The organism is Allobosea sp. UC22_33 (assembly GCF_042700715.1).
Taxonomy (GTDB): Bacteria; Pseudomonadota; Alphaproteobacteria; order Rhizobiales; family Beijerinckiaceae; genus Allobosea.
This window is the reverse complement of the sequence record NZ_CP170556.1, coordinates 4,419,063-4,437,423: the sequence shown is the minus strand read 5'-3', so window position 1 is coordinate 4,437,423 and position 18,361 is coordinate 4,419,063. Positions and strand designations below refer to the sequence as shown.

Genomic DNA, 18,361 nt, shown 5'->3' with positions numbered 1-18,361 from the left:
GAAGAGGACACCGATCGGCCGATTGGTGTCCTGCGCCGCTCAGGCCGAGGCAGCCTTCGGCCCATCGCTCCTTATTGACGACGGGCGGAGCAATGCGCCTGCATCCAATCCAGCTGCAGAACCTGCTCGTTCCGGCCGGTCGCCCGAAAATCGACGCCTTCCAGGATGTTGGCAAGCGCGATCAGACCGGTCGTGAGCGGCGTCGCAACGCCCGCCTGCCGGCCGAGCACTTCCAGGGGCACGAGCGAGCACGGCACATCCTCATGCAGGAAGCGCTTCTGCAGCTTGGGTCCGAAGCGAGGAATGGCGCCGAACAGGCGCGTGCCTGCCGGATAGCATCTCCGCGAAAATTCTGCTGTCGACATTGGCTTCAATCCGGCTGCGCGCATGACCTGATCGCGCTCCTGCTCCAGCGCGGCGGCGATGACATTGACCCGACCCATCCGCGCCTCGTCGAAATGCAGGATGCCGGTTGTTAGATCGCCCATGTCGCGATCCAGCGTCATCGCGCCGCCGATATAAGCGGGAACGTGGCCGATGCAGTTCGGATTGTTCAGGCCGCTTTCGAGCACGTTCGGGGAATAGGTGAATTCCGGGAACTGCTCCAGAAAGGCCGCGTAGTGCGGGCTTTCCTGCGCTTCAGGCAGGCCAGCGAGCTCGAGCCAGCGCTTCTGCCCCTTGATCACCACGGTCGATGGATTGAGCTTCCCCGCCAGATGGAGCGTGTTGTTGAGCTCGAAGATTGCGACGCTCCCGGGAGCTCCGGCTGAAGCCAGCGCATCGGCGAAGACCTTGGAACCGCCGACATAGCCGCAATGAAGCACGACCATCTGGCCGGAGGCCAGGCCGGGAGCGATTTCGCGCGCCACGGCTGCATGCCGGTCTGCCGTCGTGGAGACGATGACGATGTCGGCTCCGGCAACGGCCTCTGCACCGTTCGCTGCACTCTTCGGCAGGGCAACCGCCCCCTGGCCGCCCAATCCTTCGAAGGACAGCCCCCCGGCCAGATCGGTCGACGAACGCACCGCATCGTCGCAGTCATACCAGCCGCAGGTTTTCGCCCCACGCGCGGCAACGGCCACCGCGAAGCCCGCGCCTGCTCCGCCGAGTCCGATCAATGCGTAGTTCAGAACCGCCATGCCCTGCCTCCCCCTTGCGTGCCGGGTATGATCATGCTGTCATCCGGTCGTCCGTACGTTTAATGTTCATCAAAATAATGTCAATCAAACGAGGGGAACTCAGATGGCTCTAAACTTTCTTGAATTTCTACGAGGGAAGATCAACGTTGCTGCCGGCGCCGTCGGCCTGCTGGCTGCGAGCTTGTCCGGCGCGGTTGCCGAGCCACTGAAGATCGCCGCTGACGTCGGCTATGCCCCCTGGGCGATGCGCCAGCCTTCCGGCGAGATCGACGGCTTCTCGATCGAGGTTGCCAGGGAGATCGCCCGCCGCATGGGGCGCAGCGGCGTCGAGGTTGTCGACGTCAATTTCTCCGCGATCTTCGCCGGGCTCTTCGCCAGCCGCTACGACATGATCGTGGCGCCGATGTCGATGACCAAGGAGCGCGCGGCGCAAATGCTCTTCACCGAGGGCTACATGACCGGCGGCATCGGCCTGGTCACGCGGTCCGAAGACGACAGCATCACCAAGCCGGAGGACCTGCGCGGCAAGATACTCGCGACCAATAGCGGCAGCTTTACCGATACCTGGGCGACGGCGAACGAGGCCAAATACGGCTACAAGATCCAGCGCTACGACAAGGACAGCGACGCGCTGCAGGCCGTGATCGCCAAGCGCGCCGATGCCGACGTGGTCAATCTCAATGTCGGCCAATACGCGGCCTCGAAGAACCGCCGCATGAAGGTCGTGCACCGCATCTTCGTCGACTACGATCTCGGTTACGGCTTCCGCAAGGACGCCAGGGAGTTGCGCAACCAGGTCGAGAACGCGCTGGAATGCATGAAGCTCGACGGCACGCTGCAGGGCATCCACGAAAAATGGTTCGGAGAGCAGCCCGATCCCGCCGATTCCAGCATGAAGGTCTTCGCCGGCTACGGCCCGATCGGGCTTGAGGGCTACGAGCGCAGCTATCACAAGCCGGATTGCAAGTGATGGCTGCAAGCGCGTCTTCCAGGGCCTTGCTGAGGATGCGGGGGATCGAGAAGAGCTTCGGCGCCGTCCCGATCCTCAAGGGCATCGATCTCGACGTGGCCGCCGGCGAACTGGTCGCCATCATCGGCCCGTCGGGCTCCGGCAAGTCGACGCTGCTGCGCTGCATCAACAGACTGGAGGAGCCGCAAGCCGGCTCCATCCACCTGGACGATGTCGAAATCACCGGGAAACGCGCCAATCTTAGCCGGATCCGGCGCGATATCGGCATGGTGTTCCAGGCCTTCAATCTCTATCCACATTTCACGGCCGAGCGGAACGTCAGCCTCGCCCTGTCGAAGGTGCTGAAGCTGAAGGCGACGGAGGCCTCGGAGCGGGCGCTCGCAGCGCTCGAGCAGGTCGGCCTGCGCCACAAGGCCAAAGCATTTCCGGCCGAGCTCTCGGGCGGCCAGCAGCAGCGCGTCGCCATCGCGCGCTCCATGGCGATGGCCCCTAAACTCTATCTCTTCGATGAGCCGACCTCGGCGCTCGATCCCGAACTCGTCGGCGAGGTTCTCGCTGTCATGCAGGAGATGAAGGCGAAGGGTCAGACCATGGTGGTGGTGACCCATGAGATGGCCTTCGCCCGCCAGGCCGCCGACCGGGTGATCTTCATGGACGAGGGCATCGTGGTTGAGCAGGGAACGCCGGATGCGATCTTCCGCACCTCCACCAATCCGCGCCTCGGCAGCTTCCTGCGCAATTATCGCGGCAAGGAGGCTTGAGCGTGGGCGAGATCGGCAAGTTCTTCTTCGACGGCACCATCGCAGCTGCGGTGCTGCCCTTCCTGTTCCAAGGCTTCCTCGTCACGCTGCAGTTGTCGGCTCTCACGATCCTGTTCGGGCTCTCGCTCGGGCTCGCACTTGCCTGCGCACGCGCCTACGGGATCACGGCGCTGAACCTGCTGATCGTCGCCTTCGTCGACATCCTGCGGTCATTGCCGGCGCTGGTGATCCTGATCTGCATCTATTTCGTGCTGCCGGAATACGAGATTCGGATCGATGCCTATTGGGCGACGGTGCTGAGGCTCGGCCTCGTGCTCGCCGCCTTCTCCGAGGAGATCTTCTGGGCCGGCATCAGCTCGGTCCCGAAGGGGCAGTGGGAGGGCGGCCTCTCGACCGGCCTGACCTTCACCCAGACACTGTTCTACATCGTGCTCTACCAGGCCGTGCAGATGGTCATCCCCCCGCTGACCAACAAGACGATCAGCATCACCAAGAACACGGCGCTCGCTTCCGTCGTCTCGGTCTCGGAACTGCTGAACCAGGCGTCGAGCCAGCAGGCGCTCTATGCCAACCCGACACCGCTCACCGTCGCGGCCCTGTTCTACCTGGCCGTGTTCGCGCCGCTGGTCGTGCTCAGCCGGCATATCGAAAGCCGCTACGCGGTGAAGAGGTAAGCGCCATGTTCCACCCCGACACCGTCGCGCTGACCATTCCCTACCTGCTCTCGGGGCTGAAGGTCACGCTCCTGCTCGCGATCCTGATCGTGCCGCTGGCTTTCGGCGTGGGCACGCTGGTCGCCATCGTGGCGAATTCAGCCTCGCGTCCGGCACGGCTGCTCGCCTATCTCTACATCGATTTCTTCCGCTCCTTTCCGCCACTCGTCCTGATCATCTTCGTGTTCTATGCGCTGCCCTTCCTCGGCCTGCGCCTGCCGGAAATCCCGGCCTTCGTTCTGGCGATGACGCTGAACGGCTCGGCTTATTTCGCCGAGATCGTTCGGGCCGGTCTCGCGGCAGTGCCGAAGGGCCAATACGAAGCCGCTCAGGCGACCGGACTCAACGGCGCTCAGGTTCTGACCTATGTCGTCCTGCCGCAGGCGCTGAAGAAGGTCCGCCCGCCGCTGCTCAGCAACGTCCTCGAACTTGCCAAGGCGACCTCGCTTGCGTCGGTCGTCGCGATCGCCGAACTGCTCCGCAGCGCCCGAATCGCCCAAGGTGCCATCTATGATCCGACGCCCCTGCTCATGGCCGCCTTGGTCTATCTCGTGATGTTCTGGCCTTTCGTGCGCTTGCTCTCGCTGATCGAGAAGCGCCAGCCCTTCAAGCCGGCATGAATGCCGAGCCTCTCAACACTGGAAACTCCATGCCCGTGCCGCTTCACCTGCAGATCCAGGCCGACATCATGGGGGCGATTGAGCGCGGTGACTTCCCGGTCGGCGAGCAGCTCCCATCGGAAGCAGAACTGCAGGTCCGCTACGGTGTCAGCCGGGCGACCATCCGCAAGGCGATGGAGGAGCTCTCGGCCGGCGGCGTCGTGATGAAGCTCCAGGGTCTCGGGACCTATGTCAGCGACCGCGTGCAGGTCGGTCAGAGTGTGCGACTGCGCGGCTATCTCGACGATATCCTGATCTCCGACGAGCGCCTGAGCTTTCGGACGCTGGCGATCGACGACGTCCAGCCGACGCCGGATCTCGCCGCCCTGTTCGCGCCGGCCGACCGAGGTGCCGCAACCCGCTATCGGTCGCTCATCCTGCAGGCCGGCAAGCCTCTGATGATCGGCACGTCCCATATTCCCGTCTCGGTCTCGCCCCGCGTCGACGACGCGGAACTGCCGCCTGGCGAGCAGCAGACCGTGGTGCGATTGCGCCGGGCCGGGCTCGCGATCCAGCGCGGGCAGCAGACGCTGGGCGCGATTGTCGCCGATGCCGAGCAGGCCTCGCATCTAGGCGTGCCCGCGGGAACAGCGCTCATCGCCTCGCGCCGCCTCTATTACGATCGCTCCGACAGGCCGCTCATCGTCATCGACGGCATCTTCCACCCGACCAATTACAGCCTCGTCGTCGATCTCGTGCCCAGACCGGGCGGTCGCTTCGTCAGCCCAAGCCGGTAGTTCCCATGTTCGATCTCGTCATCCGCAATGCCCGCTGCGCCAGCTCCAGCGATGTCTTCAACGCCGATGTCGGCATCCGCGACGGTCGGATCGCCGAACTCGGCGCAATCGGCGACAAGGCGCCAGAGATCATCGACGCGGCCGGCCGGCTGGTCACGCCGGGCGGCGTCGACAGCCATCTGCATATCGACCAGCGCAAGGGCCATGGCCGGATCAACGCGGACGACTTCTATTCGGGAACGGTCTCGGCCGCCTGCGGCGGCACGACGACGGTGCTGCCCTTCGCCCCGCAGCATCGCGGCGAAGGGATTGCCTGGGCCGTCGTCGACTATCACGAACGCGCGCGCAAGGCGGTGCTCGACTATAATTTCCACATCGTCGTCACCGACCCGTCCCATCCCGATTTCGACCGCGATCTCGCTCAAGCCGCGGCCGACGGCCTGCGCTCGCTGAAGATCTTCACGACCTATGCCGCCGTCGGGATCGCCGATCGCGACATCGTCACGGTCTTCGCCGCCGCCCGCCGGCACGGCTTCATGGTCATGGTCCATTGCGAGAACACCGACATCATCGACCATGTGACTCAGCAATTGCTGGCGCAGGGCCATGTCGCGCCGAAATTCCACCTCGCCTCGCGGCCGACCATCGCCGAGGCGGAGGCCGTCTTCCGGATCTGCGCCTATGCCGAACTGTTCAACGTGCCGACCATGATCGTTCATGTCTCGACCGGCCGGTCGCTCGACGTGATCGCGCTCTCCCGCGCGAAGGGCACGACGCTTTTTGTCGAGGCCTGCACCCAGTACCTGACCCTTGATGCCAGCCTGCTCGACAAGCCCGGCCATGAAGGCGCGAAGGGCATCTTCAGCCCGCCGATCCGCGACGCCGCCAATCGCGCCGAGCTCTGGCGAGGGGTCGCCGACGGACGCATCGACGTGCTCTCCTCCGACCACTCGCCCTATATGTTCGACGAGGTCGAGAAGTTCCCGAACGGCTTCGGCGCGAGCTTCGACAAGATCGCCAGCGGCGTGCCGGGCGTCGAGATCCGGATGCCGCTCTTGTTCACGCAATGCGTCAAGGAAGGTCGCATCAGCCTGCCGGAATTCGTCAGGCTGACATCGACCAATGCCGCGCGGATTTATGGACTGGCACCGCGCAAGGGCGACCTCGCTGTCGGAGCCGACGCCGATCTCTGCATCTGGGACGAGAACTACGAGCGCGTCATCGACAACGCGATGATGCATCACAACGTCGATTTCACGCCCTATGAGGGGCTGAAGGTCACGGCATGGCCCGCGATCACACTGAGCCGCGGCGAGGTGATCAGCCGATATCACGAATTCTGCGGCATCCGCGGGCGGGGCCAATTCGTGCCGGCCCTGGCGACAGCACCTCATCATGCCCAGACCGATGCCGAGAAGGAATTGGCGGCCTTTGGTGTCACATGGTGACGCGACTGATCGAGGCTTCCGTAAACTGAAGCTCGGTTCGCAATAGCTACGGGCCGTTGATTCTGGGCATGTCCGGTTTCGGGAGACGAGCCAACGCCCGCTTTTGGCGCGATGCGGCTGGTATCGAAAAATGCACTCAGGGCACTCGATGCTCACATCAAATATCTGCGCGGCAGTGTCTTACCAATGATCGGAGGCAGGTCATGGGTGGTCATGGCCGTAGACGCCGGCGAGAGACAGATGCCGGCTCGCGGCGATGGCCTTGGCCACGCCGACGGCCTGATGTGGCAACGCTCCGGCCCGGAAGCCGCCGGCATCGATCTTGAGAAAAACGGGCAGACGCTGGCTCGCAGCGGCGTCCCAGGCGGCGACATCCTCCAGCGTCGACGGGGTCGGCATCAGGCGGTGTCGTTCCAGAACGGGGGCGGCCTTCGGCAGGCAGGTCGGATAGAGCAGGATCGGACTCCCGATCCCGGCTTCGCGGCAGACGAGGGCCGCATCGACATTGCCGAAGGCGAAGCCGGCGACACCCTCGGCCTCGGCACGTTTCGCAGCCGCGATCGCCCCACTGCCGCTGGCATCGCCCTTGAGGCAGACATAGACCGAAACCTGCGGTCCGAGGAGGGCCTGCAACTGCCGCAGATTATGCGTGACGGCGCCGAGATCGATCTCGCACCAGGTGGGGCGCAGGGGCAGGGAGGTCATCGGGCCGGAGGCTCCAGCGCTCAGAGACGAAGAAGGCCGACGCCGTTCGCGATGTCGATGCGCGTTCCGAATGTCGCGGAGTAATCCCTGAAGCGGCCGAGAATCCGGTCCGCATCGGCATCGGAGGCGAGTTCCGGCGCCAGGCGCTGTTCCAGGATATCATTCGTGGCGGACTCGCTGCCGCCGATGACGACCGGATGGAAGGAGATGCCGGCGAGCTCGCCGCCTTTGCCGAAGGTGCAGAGGCCGATCACGCTCTCCCATACTTCCCGGGCCAGCCATGGCGATTTCTCGGATCGAACGTGGAAGATGAAATTGCCAAGGCTGTAGAAGATCGGCCGGCCGCGATAGATCTCGACGGGCTGGAGAACGGGCGCGCCGTGGCTGACGAACATGGCCGCACCGGCATCGATGCAGCTCTTCGCGACGGCTCCGACCCAGTCAGGGACCTGGTACCAGTCCGGCGCCCAGTGATGGTGGTGCAGATAGGCGATGACGAGGTGGCCCTGCTCGGCCGCCGCCGTGATGGCGGCGGTGTGCCGGGCGATGTCGCCGGTATCGATCTTGACATGCCGGCCGAACCTGCCGGAACGCCTGAAGATCGCGCGGGCGATGCTGATCTCGGTTTCGGAATCGAAGTCCGGCGCATCGTCGGGCTGGCTGTCGTTGCGAAGGTCCATGATCGTATAACCGACCTTGTCGCGGACCCTGCGCAACTGCCCGAAAGCCTCGTCATCGACATCGACGACCTTTGTGAGCTTCAGGCGGTTGACGCCCGGACGCTCGGGACGTCCGTTGATGGAATCGGCCGCATACATGAAATCGGGGCCCGGACCGCCATCCATGGCGACGAGGGCCACCTTGCGGCCGGCGAAGGCCCCCTTGGCCGCCCTGCCGGCCGCCGTGTGATTGCGCCCGATACCGGCATGCAGGAAGCCGCGCCTGTCGACCTCCTCCAGCGTCGAGAGAATACCGGATGGGCCCAGGTCGAAGGCGTGGTTGTTCGACAGCGACAGTGCCCGGAAGCCGAGATCCTGCAACGTGTCGAGAACGACGGGGTGGCTGCAGCCGAACACGCCTCCCTTGAGCGGCCATCCGCCATGGCTCCCGAGGATCGTGCTTTCGAAATTGGTGAACGGCAGGTCGGCACGCCCGAGCACCTCCCGGACGCCCCGGAAACCCGGCTTATCGACGTGGCGGATATCATGCTTGATGAGCGACTGCCCGGTGACGGCGATCGTGAACGTGGTCGTCATGACAAAGCTTCTCCTGCGCCGCGCGTCGGCGCGGCGTGAAACGAGGGCGGGGGCTGGGGAATCCGGGAAGCCGTTGCGAGCGGCTCCCGGAGCTATTGTCGCGTCAGTGCGTGAAACGCCTGGGACGCGCGTCGATCAGAGTCCGGGTGTAGGGATTTCGTGAATGCGTGAAGATGAAGTCCGCAGGGCCTTTGTCTTCGACCCTGCCGTCCTTGAAGATGTAGATCGCGCTGCAGAGCTGCTGCACGAGCGCGAGATCATGCGAGATGAAGAGCATCGCGATGCCCTGCTCGGCGACATTCTCCCGCAGGAGGGCGACGATCTCCGCCTGCACGGAGACGTCCAGCGCCGAGGTCGGCTCGTCGGCGACGATGATCCGTGGGCGGGCGAGGAGCGCGCGCGCGATGCAGATGCGCTGCTTTTGCCCGCCGGACAATTGATGCGGGTATCGGGTAAGCAGGCTGCGCGCGAGCCCGAGCCGGTCCATCATCCCGGCCACGTCTGGCCGGTCGCTCCCTGGTCTGGCGGTGCCGAAGCGGACGCTTTCCTGCAGTGTCGCACCCACCGACATGCGCGGATTCAGAGATACCGCCGGATCCTGGAAGATCATCTGGACCTTGCCCAGCAATCCGCTGCGCGCGCCGGAGCGCGCGATATCGAAGGCGGTGCCGTCGATTTCCAGCGTGCCGTCTCCGGCTGTCTCCAGGCCCGCGATGATCCGGCCCATCGTGCTCTTGCCGCTGCCGCTCTCCCCGACGATCCCGGTGATCGCGCCGTGCTCCAACGCGACGGTGACATCCTGCAGCGCGGGCTTTCCGTGCTCCTTGCGGAACCAGGCCAGCGAGCGCCTTTGAAAGGTTTTCCCGATGCCGCTCGCGAGGAGGATCAGCGGCGTTCCCGCAGGCTCATGCACCGCCTGCGGCTGCGGGCTTCTTGGGCTCTCGCCGGCTTCCTGCCGCGTTTCGGGCCCGGATAGCCGCAACCGTGGTACGGCCGCGAGCAGGCTGCGTGTGTACGGCTCCCGCGGCGCGTCCAGGAGCGAGGATGTCACCCCGTGCTCCACGACCCGCCCGTGTCGCATTACGACGACCCGGTCCGTGATGTCGGAGACCACGCCCATGTCATGCGTCACGAGGACGATCGACACCCGGGTTTCATCGACGAGCTCGCGCAGGAGGTTGAGAATCTGCTTCTGTACCGTCGCGTCGAGGGCGGAGGTCGGCTCGTCCGCGATGATGATGTCGGGAGATCCGGCCAGCGCGATCGCGATCACGACGCGCTGGCGTTGTCCTCCGGAGAACTGATGCGGATAGCTCTGATAGCGCTCGCCGGCGTCGGGAATGCCGACGCGGGTCAAAAGGTCGATGGCGCGGATACGCGCGTCCTGCCGAGAGATGCCGTCGTTCGTTGCCAGGATCGTCTCCTCGAGCTGAGGGCCGACCGCCATCAGCGGATCGAGTGATGCGGTATGGTCCTGGAAGATCGCGGATATCCTGCGCCCTCTGATCCGTTCCCACGCCGGGCTGTCCGCGGCGTCGAGCGCCTCGCCGTCGAACAGGATCGTGCCGCCCGTCCGCTCGAACTCTGACGGGACCAGGCCGAGGATGGCGTTGCCGAGCGTCGACTTGCCCGCACCCGACTCGCCGATCAGGCCGAGGACCTCGCCGCGGTGCAGGTCCAGGCTGACATCCTGCAGGATCGTCGTCGCGCCGGACGCGCCTCGGTGCTTCAGGGTGAGGTTGCTGACGGCCAGAAGAGGCGCCGGCGCGCTGTCATGCGTCATGGGAACGGCTCCTCGGATCGAGGCTGCGCCGGACATCCTCGCCGACGAAGTTGATGCTGGCGATGAGGCCGAACAGCGCCAGGCCGGGAAACAGACTGATCCAGTATTGGCCGGTCAGCAGGTACTGAAAGCCGTTCGCCACGGTGGAGCCGAGCGAGGGTTTGTCGATCGGCACGCCCAGGCCGAGGAAGGACAGGGTCGCTTCGAGGGCGACCGCATGGCCGAGCTCGATCGGGATCAGCGTGATCGCCGGCGCAATGCTGTTGGGCAGGAGATGCCGGAAGATCATCCGCCCCGTGGGCAGTCGCAGCAGCCGTGCCGCATCGAGATAGGGCTTGCCGATCTCGCTGAGGGCGACGCCGCGCGCGATCCGCGCATAGGTCGCCCATTGCACGATGATGATCGCGAGGATGATCCGGTCGATGCCCGGCCCGAGCGTGACGATGGCGATCAGCGCTACCAGGATGGTCGGGAGGCTGAGCTGGAGATCGACGATCCGCATCAGGACGGCATCGACCCATGTGCCGAAATAGGCCGCGCTGACGCCGATGGTGACGCCGATCAGCGCCGCGATCGCGGTGCTGGTGACAGCGACGACGAGGCTGATGCGCAGGCCGTAGAGGATGGTGCTGACGATGTCCCGACCGAGCCCATCTGTTCCCAGAAGGTAGACATAGCCGCCACCGCTGCCGGTCCCGGGAGGCGATGACGCTTCCCATCCGAAGATCTGCAGGGGATCGTAGGGATCCTGGGGGGCGATGGCCGGCGCGGCGAGCGCGAGCAGGACATAGGCGGCGAGCACGAGCCTGGCGAAGCCGGCGCGCCCTCGTTCCGGGCGCTTCCAAAGAGCGCGCATGATTGCAGCTTTCATCGGATCGCTTTCATCACGACAGGCGCACGCGCGGATCGAGCACGGCGTAGAAGAGATCGACCAGCGCGTTCAGCCCGATGAAGACGACGGAGACGAAGGCCAGCGTCGCCATCACGACCGGGCGGTCGAGAAGCTGGATGGAGTCGATCAGCAGCTTGCCGATGCCCGGCCAGGCGAAGATGGTCTCCACGACCACCGCGAAGGCGAGCATCCCGCCGAACTGCATGCCGATCATCGTGACGATCGGGATGCTGATGTTCGGCAAGGTGTGCCTGAACAGGATGCGCCGGGACGAGAGGCCCTTCGCCCGGCAGAACCGCACGAAATCCTGGTTCTCGACCTCGATCGTTCCCGCCCGCGCCAGCCGCGCGATCAGCGCGACATTGGGGATCGCGAGCGTCAGGGCGGGGAGCGCCAGGTGGCGCAGGCCGTCGAGCGTCGTGAAGCTCCATTCCTGGCCCATCAGCAGGACGGTCGGACCGCGCCCGCTCGACGGAAACCAGCCCATCGCGACCGCGCCGAGCAGAATCAGCACCATGCTCAGCCAGAAGGACGGGATGCTCAGTGCGAACACGCTCGCCTTCAGGACGGCGCGGTCGATCCATCCGCCTTGCCGGCGGCCCGCCAGCAGGCCGAGCAGGGTGCCGCAGGGCGCGGCGATCAGCATCGCCGTCGTCGCCAGCTCGAGCGTGGCGGGCAGCTTGCTCATGACCAGCGCGAAGGCGGGCAGGTGATAGATGTAGGACGTCCCGAAATTGCCGGCGAGGACGTTGCGCATGAAGAGCCAGTATTGCCACCAGAGCGGCTGATCCAGGCCCAGCGCGATCGTCGCATTGCGGATGTCTTCGGCGGAGGCGGTCTCGATATTGACGACGTTGTAGACGGGATTGCCGATGCTGTGGATGCCGGCGAACCCGATCACCGACAGGGCGAGGAGGACGAGGAGGGCCTGCGACAGCCTTCCGACGATGACGCTCGTCATGGCCGTGCCCTCACTGCCCCGCGGGGACGGCCTGCATGGCAGTCGTCCATCCGCGTGGGTGCACGGTATAGGAGCGCACCTTCTGCCCATGCCCGGTGATCAGGTGGAAATGATAGAGCGGCAGCATCGGATAGTCGGCCATGGCGAACTCTGTCGCGGCTGCGAGCGCGGCGCTGCGCGCCGGCCCCTCCTCGATCGTCTTCGCCTTCGCCAGCATCGCGTCGAACTGCGGATTGGAATACTTGCCGTAGTTCAGCGAGCCCGTACCCAGCTCGACATTCGGGGATACGAGCAGCGCATCCAGGCAGAACGATACGGCATCACCCGAACAGCCGCCGTACCAGACGGGATACTCGCCCTTGGCCCGCTGCGTGGCGAAAACCGAAAATGGAGCAACGACCGGTTGGGCGCGCACGCCGATCCGTGCCCAGTTCTGCGTGACGGCTTGAAGTGACTCGCTATCGCCGGGATAGCGCCCCGCAGGCCCGGCCAGCACGACATTGAAGCCATCGGGAAAGCCGGCCTCGGCCAGCAAGGCTTTCGCTGCTCCGTAATCCGGCGCGGCGACCTTGAGGTTCGAAGAGGTTCCGGACAGGCCGCCCGGAAAGATCTGAGTGGCCGCGGTGCCGTATCCAAGGAGAATCTTCTCCACGATGAAGGGGCGGTCGGTGGCCATGGAGAGAGCCTGGCGCACGCGCTTGTCACGGAAGGGGTTCTTGATCGGTCTGCCGGATTTGTCGGTCACGCCGGGAGCGGTTTCCCGCTCGATGTCGAACTGGAGGAAGTTCGAGCGCGCGGCACTGGTGCTTTCGACCTTGAGGCCGCGCTGCTTGAGGCCGGGAACGTCCCGCGCCGGAATATAATCGGCGACATCGACATCGGCTGTCGTCAGCGCGGCGACACGGGCGGCAGGGCTCTCGATCACCCTGAATGTCACCTCGGCCCATGCCGGTGTTCCGCCCCAGTAACCGTCGTTCCGCGTCAGGCGGAAGGTTTCGCCGGACTGCCAGGCCTGGAACCTGTAGGGCCCGGTCCCGATCGGCCGTGCCGTGGCATTCAGCTCATCGGTCGAGGCGAACCCGCTCTCCTTATGCGGCATGATGAAGATCGCGGCGAGCGAGAGCGGCAGCGTCGGGGAATCGGTGTTCGTTTCGATGACGACGGTCAACGGGTCCGGCGCCGTGATGGATTTCATCGCCTTCGCATAGGACCGGTAGCCGCCGCTCGGCGGCGTCAGGAAATCCCGGATGCGCGTGAGCGAGTAGATCACGTCCCGCGCGGTGAAGGGCGAGCCGTCATGAAAGCGAACCCCCTCGCGCAGCTTGAATTCCCATCGCGTGTCCGAAAGACGCCTCCATGAGGTGGCGAGACCCGGCTGCGGATCGAGATGGCCGTCCTGATTCACCAGGCGGTCGTAGATATGCGACAGGAGGGAGTTGTTCTCATTCAGATCCGCGTAATGGGGATCGAGAGTCATCAGCTTATACGAGGTCGCGACCCGCAATGTCTGGGCGGCGACGGGCTCTGCCACGGTGGCGAGGCCGGCAAGGGCGCCCGCGGTCAGGGCCAGTCGAAGACAGCGAAAAGACAGTTTTTTCAAGATGATGCCCCTCATTTTTATTGGCTTCGCAGCGTCGCTGCCGATGGCTGGCTCTGCGCCGTGCCGCCTGGCAGAGTTCGTGCGAACTCTCTGCGAGGAACAATCGGAGAGGTGCTCCGGCGGGTCAATTTATTAAGTTTCTGCAAAGCTGATTAGTTCTGCTAATATCTCCATCGAGCACCTTGTCTGACTGCGGAGAGCGAAATGAACGATGTCGCCCGCCTGGCCGGCTCGATCGGATTGAGGCCGGCACAAATCTTTCGCGAGATCATCCGGGCGGGCTCGACGAGGCGCGCCGCGAAAGTGCTGGGTGTGACCCAATCGGCCGTCAGCCAGCATCTCAAGCAGTTCGAGGATGCGGTTGGCGAGAAGCTCTTCGTGCGCGATGGCCGCGGCCTGATCCCGACGACAAACGCGATCGAGATCTACAACCGCATCGATCGCTACTTCGAGACTTTGAGGCATATCGAGGACGAACTCCTCGATTCATTCTCGGCGACGCGCAATACGCTGACGATCAGTGCGCCGCATATCACCTGCCTGGCCTTTATCCCGAAGCTCGCACTGGAACTTGATCGGGCTGACAGGACGCTGGAGCTTCATATCAAGGCGCAACGGTATGACCAGATCGCTCATAGCCTGCTGACCGGGGAGGCCGATCTCGGCATCTCGCGACTGCCCCTGGATGAGCGGTTCTTCCAGTGGCTGGAGATCGCTGAAATCCAGAATGTCTGCGTCATGCGCGCGGATCATCCGCTGTCACGGAAGGAGTTCATCACCGAGGGCGATCTCGTTTCGGAGAAACTGCTCTCGATCGAGCGCCAATATGCGGCAAACCCGCTGGGGTCGAGGGTTTCGGGTCCGAGGCGAGACGCCTCTGCGGCCAACATTTATGTCGATTCTGTCGGGTTAGGTGCCCTATATATCGCGAACGGGCTCTGCATATCGGTCGATAACGAATTCAATGCGAAGCAGTATGAGGCGTTGGGATACGATCTCGTGATTATCCCGTTCCGCCCGACCGCGACTTATCGCTATGTCGTCTTTTGGCGTCATGGAAATGAGAAAGGTTCAAAATACGCGGATCTGGTGCGATCTCTATTTCAGAAAGAATATTGTCAGCGCTAGAATTCAACATGCTCTGTTCCGTATTTTCGCCATTTAAAGCAGTGACCTGAGACCCATTCCTCCTCCTGTCTGAGGGAGAGTCCTGGGTTTGATTTCTGGCCTCAGGCGGCCTGGCCTGCCCTCTGAAAAGTGGTCCTCCGTGAAGCAGGCTTTTTGAGCCTTGGAGGATGCCGCGATGGCGCAGAAGAAGCATAAGCCTGAAGAGATCGTCGCGAAGCTGCGGCAGGTCGATGTGTTGTTGTCGCAAAGCCGGCCGGTTGCCGAGGCGATCCGCACGATCGGAGTGACGGCCTTCACCTATTATCGTTGGCGCAAGGAGTTCGGCGGTGGCTATTGCGAGAGCTTCAACGCGAAGCTGCGCGACGAGCTTCTGAACGGCGAGATCTTCTATAGCCTCGCCGAAGCGAAGGCCGTCATCGAGAGCTGGCGCCAGCACTACAACACCAGGCGCCCGTACTCCTCGCTCGGCTACAAGCCGCCAGCGCCGGCGGCTATCGTGCCGCTATCAAACATGGCCGTAAAGCCGACCATGCATTAGAGAGAAGCCGGACCACTCAATCAGGGCAGGCCAAGCCCCTTGCGGCTGTTGCGGGCGTGCACCTTCCCGCTGAACATCATAGGGACCGAGATCCGCCTCCAAGTGTTGGCGTAAAATCTGCGGGGATCAGGCGGCCCAAGAGCCGACATTTTCGGCGCCTGAGATCGACCCGACTGGACCCACTCAGCAAGCCAGCACTTTCGAAATGGATGTTGGCTGATTGCGGTATCCAATCAAACTGCCCATAGCTTGCCGCAACAGTCTCGATCTGCTCGGAAACCAGCGTGCGCCGCGTCCTGCCATCCCTGCCTTCGCTGACAATTTTCGAGGCTTCGGCACGCCACTCGAGTTTCACTCGAGCGGCGGAGGAGTTGAATCTGTCGCAAAGCGCGGTCAGCAAACAGGTTCAATCGCTTGAAGCATTCCTCGGACTGCGCCTCTTCGAACGAGTCCGGCAGCGCATCGTTCTGACCGAAGCGGGCCAGCTCTATCTTGCCAGGGTACGCGAGGCGCTTGAGATCATGGAATCGGCGACCATGGAAGCGCTCGCCTTCCAGGGCGGAGGCGGAATCCTCAATATTGCTACGCTCCCAACCTTCGGTGCCCGCTGGCTTGCCCCAAGGATTGGCGGTTTCCAGGCACTTCATCCCCGTATCGCTCTCAGCCTAACGGTTCGGACCTGGCCTTTCGATCTTGTCGAAGAGAACATCGATATCGCGGTCTATTACGGCGAGAAGCCGTGGCCTGGCGGACCGTCCGACCTGTTGATGGAAGAAGAAGTCGTCCCCGTCTGCGCCCTGTCTCTGCTGGCTCCGCGGGGGCCGCTGAGAGCCGTCACCGACCTCGGCCGGCTCGCCTTGCTGCATCATCGCGCTCGCCCCCGTGCCTGGAAGGACTGGCTGCAACTTGCCGGCGGCGGCGACGTCAATCCCTTCCATGGCGTTCGCTTTGAGCAGTTCGAGATGATCATTCAGGCGGCGATCAGCGGCATGGGAATGGCGATCGTGCCGCGCTTCATGATCGAAGCCGAACTGGCCGATGGCAAATTGATCGCGCCGTTCGCCCCGGCGATGAAGAGCCCGGAATCCTATTATCTCGTATGCCCGGAGCGGAAGCGTGATCTGCCCGCGGTCCAGGCCTTCCGTCGGTGGGTGCTCGATGAAATGCGGGTGTTCCACTTGCGCCAAGCCGAACAGAATCGGCTGGTTCAGCCGCACTGAAACTTCATTCCCCCAAGGAATGAATTGACGCGGTCTTATCGTTAGGGCGGCCGCCGGTAGCCAACTTACTATGCAGCATTCGCGGTCAAAGCTGGCGCTTATCCCGGTTCAGGAGTCGGTAAGCGAGGCGCGCTGTGGCATGGGAGTTGGTCTGGTGAGATTTCTCAACACACACGCGGCGGGCTTGGCGCTGGCGCTTCTTCTTGCGGCTCCGGCGGTGCTGGCCCAGGAAAACGGCACCGTGACCGCTTTGCGGACGAGCGATGCCGATCGCTACGACCCTCAGCGCACGACAACCTTGGCCGCGGCTGAGATCCTGTACATGGTCGGCGAAACACTGGTCACGCTCGATCGTGACCTCAAGACCATTCGTCCCGGCTTGGCCGAACGGTGGGAGATCAGCGCGGATTCGCGGACCTATACGTTCCACTTGCGCCGCGATGTGAGCTTCTGCGACGCCAAGCCCTTTACCGCCAAGGCCGTCGTCGGCACGGTCGAGCGCTGGCTCAACCCGGATTTTCCCGGCGTCAGCAAATGGAAGGCGGGCAAGGTCGAGAGCGTCAGGGCGCTCGACGACTACACCGTGGAGTATCGCCTGAAGGAGCCTTACTCCGAACTGCTCTATCAGATGACGCAGTTCAATTTCGTCATCATCGATCCGGATCAGGCCGCGGCGCTGAAGGACAATTTCGGCATTTCCGCGTTCAACGGAACGGGGCCGTTCTGCTTCCAGTCGTGGAAGCCGCGGACAGAGACGGTGCTGACCCGCCACGAAGCCTACCGTTGGGGGCCTGCCTTCATGGCCAATGCGGGGCCGGCGGGGTTTGCCCGGTTCGTCTGGAAGATTGTCCCCGAAGCCGCGACACTTGTCGCCGCGCTGCAGACCGGCGAGGGGGATCTCTCCTATTCCGTCCCGGCCTGGGCCGTCGCCGAAGTCCAGGCGAACTCAAAAATCCAGTTGTTGCATCCGGCCGTGGCGTTTCGCACCCACTATGTCGGCATGAAGATCACGCGCCCTCACCTCGGAGACAGGCGCGTCCGCGAGGCCATCAGCCTTGCCATCGACGAGGGGGCGATCGCCGACACGATCTTCTTCGGCGAAGCCGAGGCGGCGAACGCCTATTTTTCCAAGGCGACCCTCGACTTCAATCCGGACATGAAGCTCGGGGCCTTCCGCTACGACCCGGCACGGGCCAAAGCCTTGCTCGACGAGGCCGGCTGGGTGGCCGGCGCGACAGGCGTCCGTATGAAAGACGGGAAGCCGTTATCTTTGAATTTCTACGGTTTTACGGGCGACGCCAACCGGCAGATGGCCGAGGCGATCCAGGGCGATCTGCGCAAGATCGGCGTCGATCTCAAGGTCGAGCTTTATGATGCCACCATCGTATGGGGCAAGCTGCGGACTCAGGATTTCGACCTGTACCAGATGAACTATCCCTATCTCAGCGCTGGCGAAGCGATGAACCTCTACTTCCTCTCCAGCAACATGCCGACCCCCAACAGGATGAACTGGAACGACCCGCAGACCGATCGCCTGATCGAGGAGGGCAATCGCGCGACCTCGCCGGAGGGGCGCTACAGCGCCTTCGCCCAGGCCGGGGCGATCGTCCACGAGGCTGTGCTCTGGAAGCCCCTGGTCAACGAGAAGCTGACAGTGGTGGCGCGGACACGTCTCAAGCCGTTCAAGCCGCACGGCATCAGCGGGGCGGCGCTTTACAACGGATTGGACCTCATGCCGGCGAAGTGACGGCAACGGAGCGAGCCGCCAGCGCCATTCGGCGCGCCGGATGTGGAGCAGACGTCGGAGAGCGCTTGGACGCTCGAGATGCCGTACGTCCAAGGATGAAGTGA

The 18,361-nt window shown here is 63.8% G+C and carries 16 protein-coding genes and 2 pseudogenes; 11 read left to right on the top strand and 7 right to left on the bottom strand.

The window, feature by feature from the left end:
* Positions 1–71 precede the first annotated feature (71 nt).
* Entirely contained in the window at positions 72–1,139 is a 1,068-nt protein-coding gene (locus ACFJGT_RS21475; protein WP_377842163.1) for an NAD/NADP octopine/nopaline dehydrogenase family protein, read from the bottom strand.
* 103 nt (positions 1,140–1,242) lie between these two features.
* Between ACFJGT_RS21475 and ACFJGT_RS21470 the strand changes: the two genes are divergently transcribed.
* Genes ACFJGT_RS21470 through hydA form a run of 6 tightly spaced genes read left to right on the top strand, consistent with a single transcriptional unit; the run spans position 1,243 to position 6,427 of the window.
* On the top strand, positions 1,243–2,109 hold the full coding sequence (locus ACFJGT_RS21470; protein WP_377842160.1) for a substrate-binding periplasmic protein: 867 nt from the start codon (positions 1,243–1,245) through the stop codon (positions 2,107–2,109).
* Positions 2,109–2,870, top strand: a complete 762-nt coding sequence (locus ACFJGT_RS21465) for an amino acid ABC transporter ATP-binding protein (protein ID WP_377842158.1) — start codon at positions 2,109–2,111, stop codon at positions 2,868–2,870. The genes ACFJGT_RS21470 and ACFJGT_RS21465 overlap by 1 nt, the downstream gene beginning before the upstream one ends.
* Before the next feature lie 2 nt (positions 2,871–2,872).
* Positions 2,873–3,544 carry an amino acid ABC transporter permease gene (locus tag ACFJGT_RS21460; RefSeq protein WP_377842153.1) on the top strand — a complete coding sequence of 224 codons (672 nt, stop codon included), beginning with the start codon at positions 2,873–2,875 and terminating at the stop codon, positions 3,542–3,544.
* Positions 3,545–3,549: 5 nt separating this feature from the next.
* Complete coding sequence (locus tag ACFJGT_RS21455) at positions 3,550–4,203, top strand: amino acid ABC transporter permease (RefSeq protein WP_377842150.1); 654 nt, start codon at positions 3,550–3,552, stop codon at positions 4,201–4,203.
* Between the two features lie 29 nt (positions 4,204–4,232).
* Positions 4,233–4,979, top strand: coding sequence for a GntR family transcriptional regulator (locus ACFJGT_RS21450; protein ID WP_377842147.1), 747 nt, complete (start codon positions 4,233–4,235; stop codon positions 4,977–4,979).
* Positions 4,980–4,984: 5 nt separating this feature from the next.
* On the top strand, positions 4,985–6,427 hold the full coding sequence (gene hydA, locus ACFJGT_RS21445) for a dihydropyrimidinase (protein ID WP_377842145.1): 1,443 nt from the start codon (positions 4,985–4,987) through the stop codon (positions 6,425–6,427).
* A gap of 201 nt (positions 6,428–6,628) precedes the next feature.
* On the opposite strand, the gene ACFJGT_RS21440 is transcribed toward hydA, so the two are convergent.
* From ACFJGT_RS21440 to ACFJGT_RS21415, 6 genes are all read right to left on the bottom strand, one after another.
* A complete protein-coding gene (locus ACFJGT_RS21440; protein ID WP_377842143.1) occupies positions 6,629–7,132 on the bottom strand; it encodes an alanine racemase in 504 nt (167 codons plus the stop codon).
* 20 nt (positions 7,133–7,152) lie between these two features.
* On the bottom strand, positions 7,153–8,388 hold the full coding sequence (locus tag ACFJGT_RS21435; RefSeq protein WP_377842140.1) for a CapA family protein: 1,236 nt from the start codon (positions 8,386–8,388) through the stop codon (positions 7,153–7,155).
* 103 nt (positions 8,389–8,491) lie between these two features.
* The gene (locus ACFJGT_RS21430; RefSeq protein WP_377842137.1) at positions 8,492–10,171 is read right to left on the bottom strand and encodes a dipeptide ABC transporter ATP-binding protein; all 1,680 of its coding nucleotides are present in this window, start codon (positions 10,169–10,171) and stop codon (positions 8,492–8,494) included.
* Positions 10,161–11,042 (bottom strand): ABC transporter permease, encoded by an 882-nt coding sequence (locus tag ACFJGT_RS21425; RefSeq protein WP_377842135.1) that lies wholly within the window; start codon positions 11,040–11,042, stop codon positions 10,161–10,163. The genes ACFJGT_RS21430 and ACFJGT_RS21425 overlap by 11 nt, the downstream gene beginning before the upstream one ends.
* Before the next feature lie 13 nt (positions 11,043–11,055).
* A complete protein-coding gene (locus tag ACFJGT_RS21420; protein ID WP_377842132.1) occupies positions 11,056–12,024 on the bottom strand; it encodes an ABC transporter permease in 969 nt (322 codons plus the stop codon).
* A 10-nt stretch (positions 12,025–12,034) separates the two neighbouring features.
* Complete coding sequence (locus ACFJGT_RS21415; RefSeq protein ID WP_377842127.1) at positions 12,035–13,639, bottom strand: ABC transporter substrate-binding protein; 1,605 nt, start codon at positions 13,637–13,639, stop codon at positions 12,035–12,037.
* 189 nt (positions 13,640–13,828) lie between these two features.
* Here ACFJGT_RS21415 and ACFJGT_RS21410 point away from each other — a divergent pair, with 189 nt between their 5' ends.
* The 5 genes and pseudogenes from ACFJGT_RS21410 to ACFJGT_RS21390 all read left to right on the top strand — a co-directional run bounded on the left by ACFJGT_RS21410 (position 13,829) and on the right by ACFJGT_RS21390 (position 18,257).
* Entirely contained in the window at positions 13,829–14,752 is a 924-nt protein-coding gene (locus tag ACFJGT_RS21410; RefSeq protein WP_377842124.1) for a LysR family transcriptional regulator, read from the top strand.
* Positions 14,753–14,927: 175 nt separating this feature from the next.
* A pseudogene (locus tag ACFJGT_RS21405) lies at positions 14,928–15,080 on the top strand (transposase); the annotation flags it as partial.
* A pseudogene (locus ACFJGT_RS21400) lies at positions 15,081–15,290 on the top strand (transposase); the annotation flags it as partial.
* A 284-nt stretch (positions 15,291–15,574) separates the two neighbouring features.
* Positions 15,575–16,510 carry a transcriptional regulator GcvA gene (gene gcvA / locus ACFJGT_RS21395; protein WP_377842121.1) on the top strand — a complete coding sequence of 312 codons (936 nt, stop codon included), beginning with the start codon at positions 15,575–15,577 and terminating at the stop codon, positions 16,508–16,510.
* Between the two features lie 70 nt (positions 16,511–16,580).
* Positions 16,581–18,257 carry an ABC transporter substrate-binding protein gene (locus tag ACFJGT_RS21390; protein ID WP_377842119.1) on the top strand — a complete coding sequence of 559 codons (1,677 nt, stop codon included), beginning with the start codon at positions 16,581–16,583 and terminating at the stop codon, positions 18,255–18,257.
* Positions 18,258–18,361 lie beyond the last annotated feature (104 nt).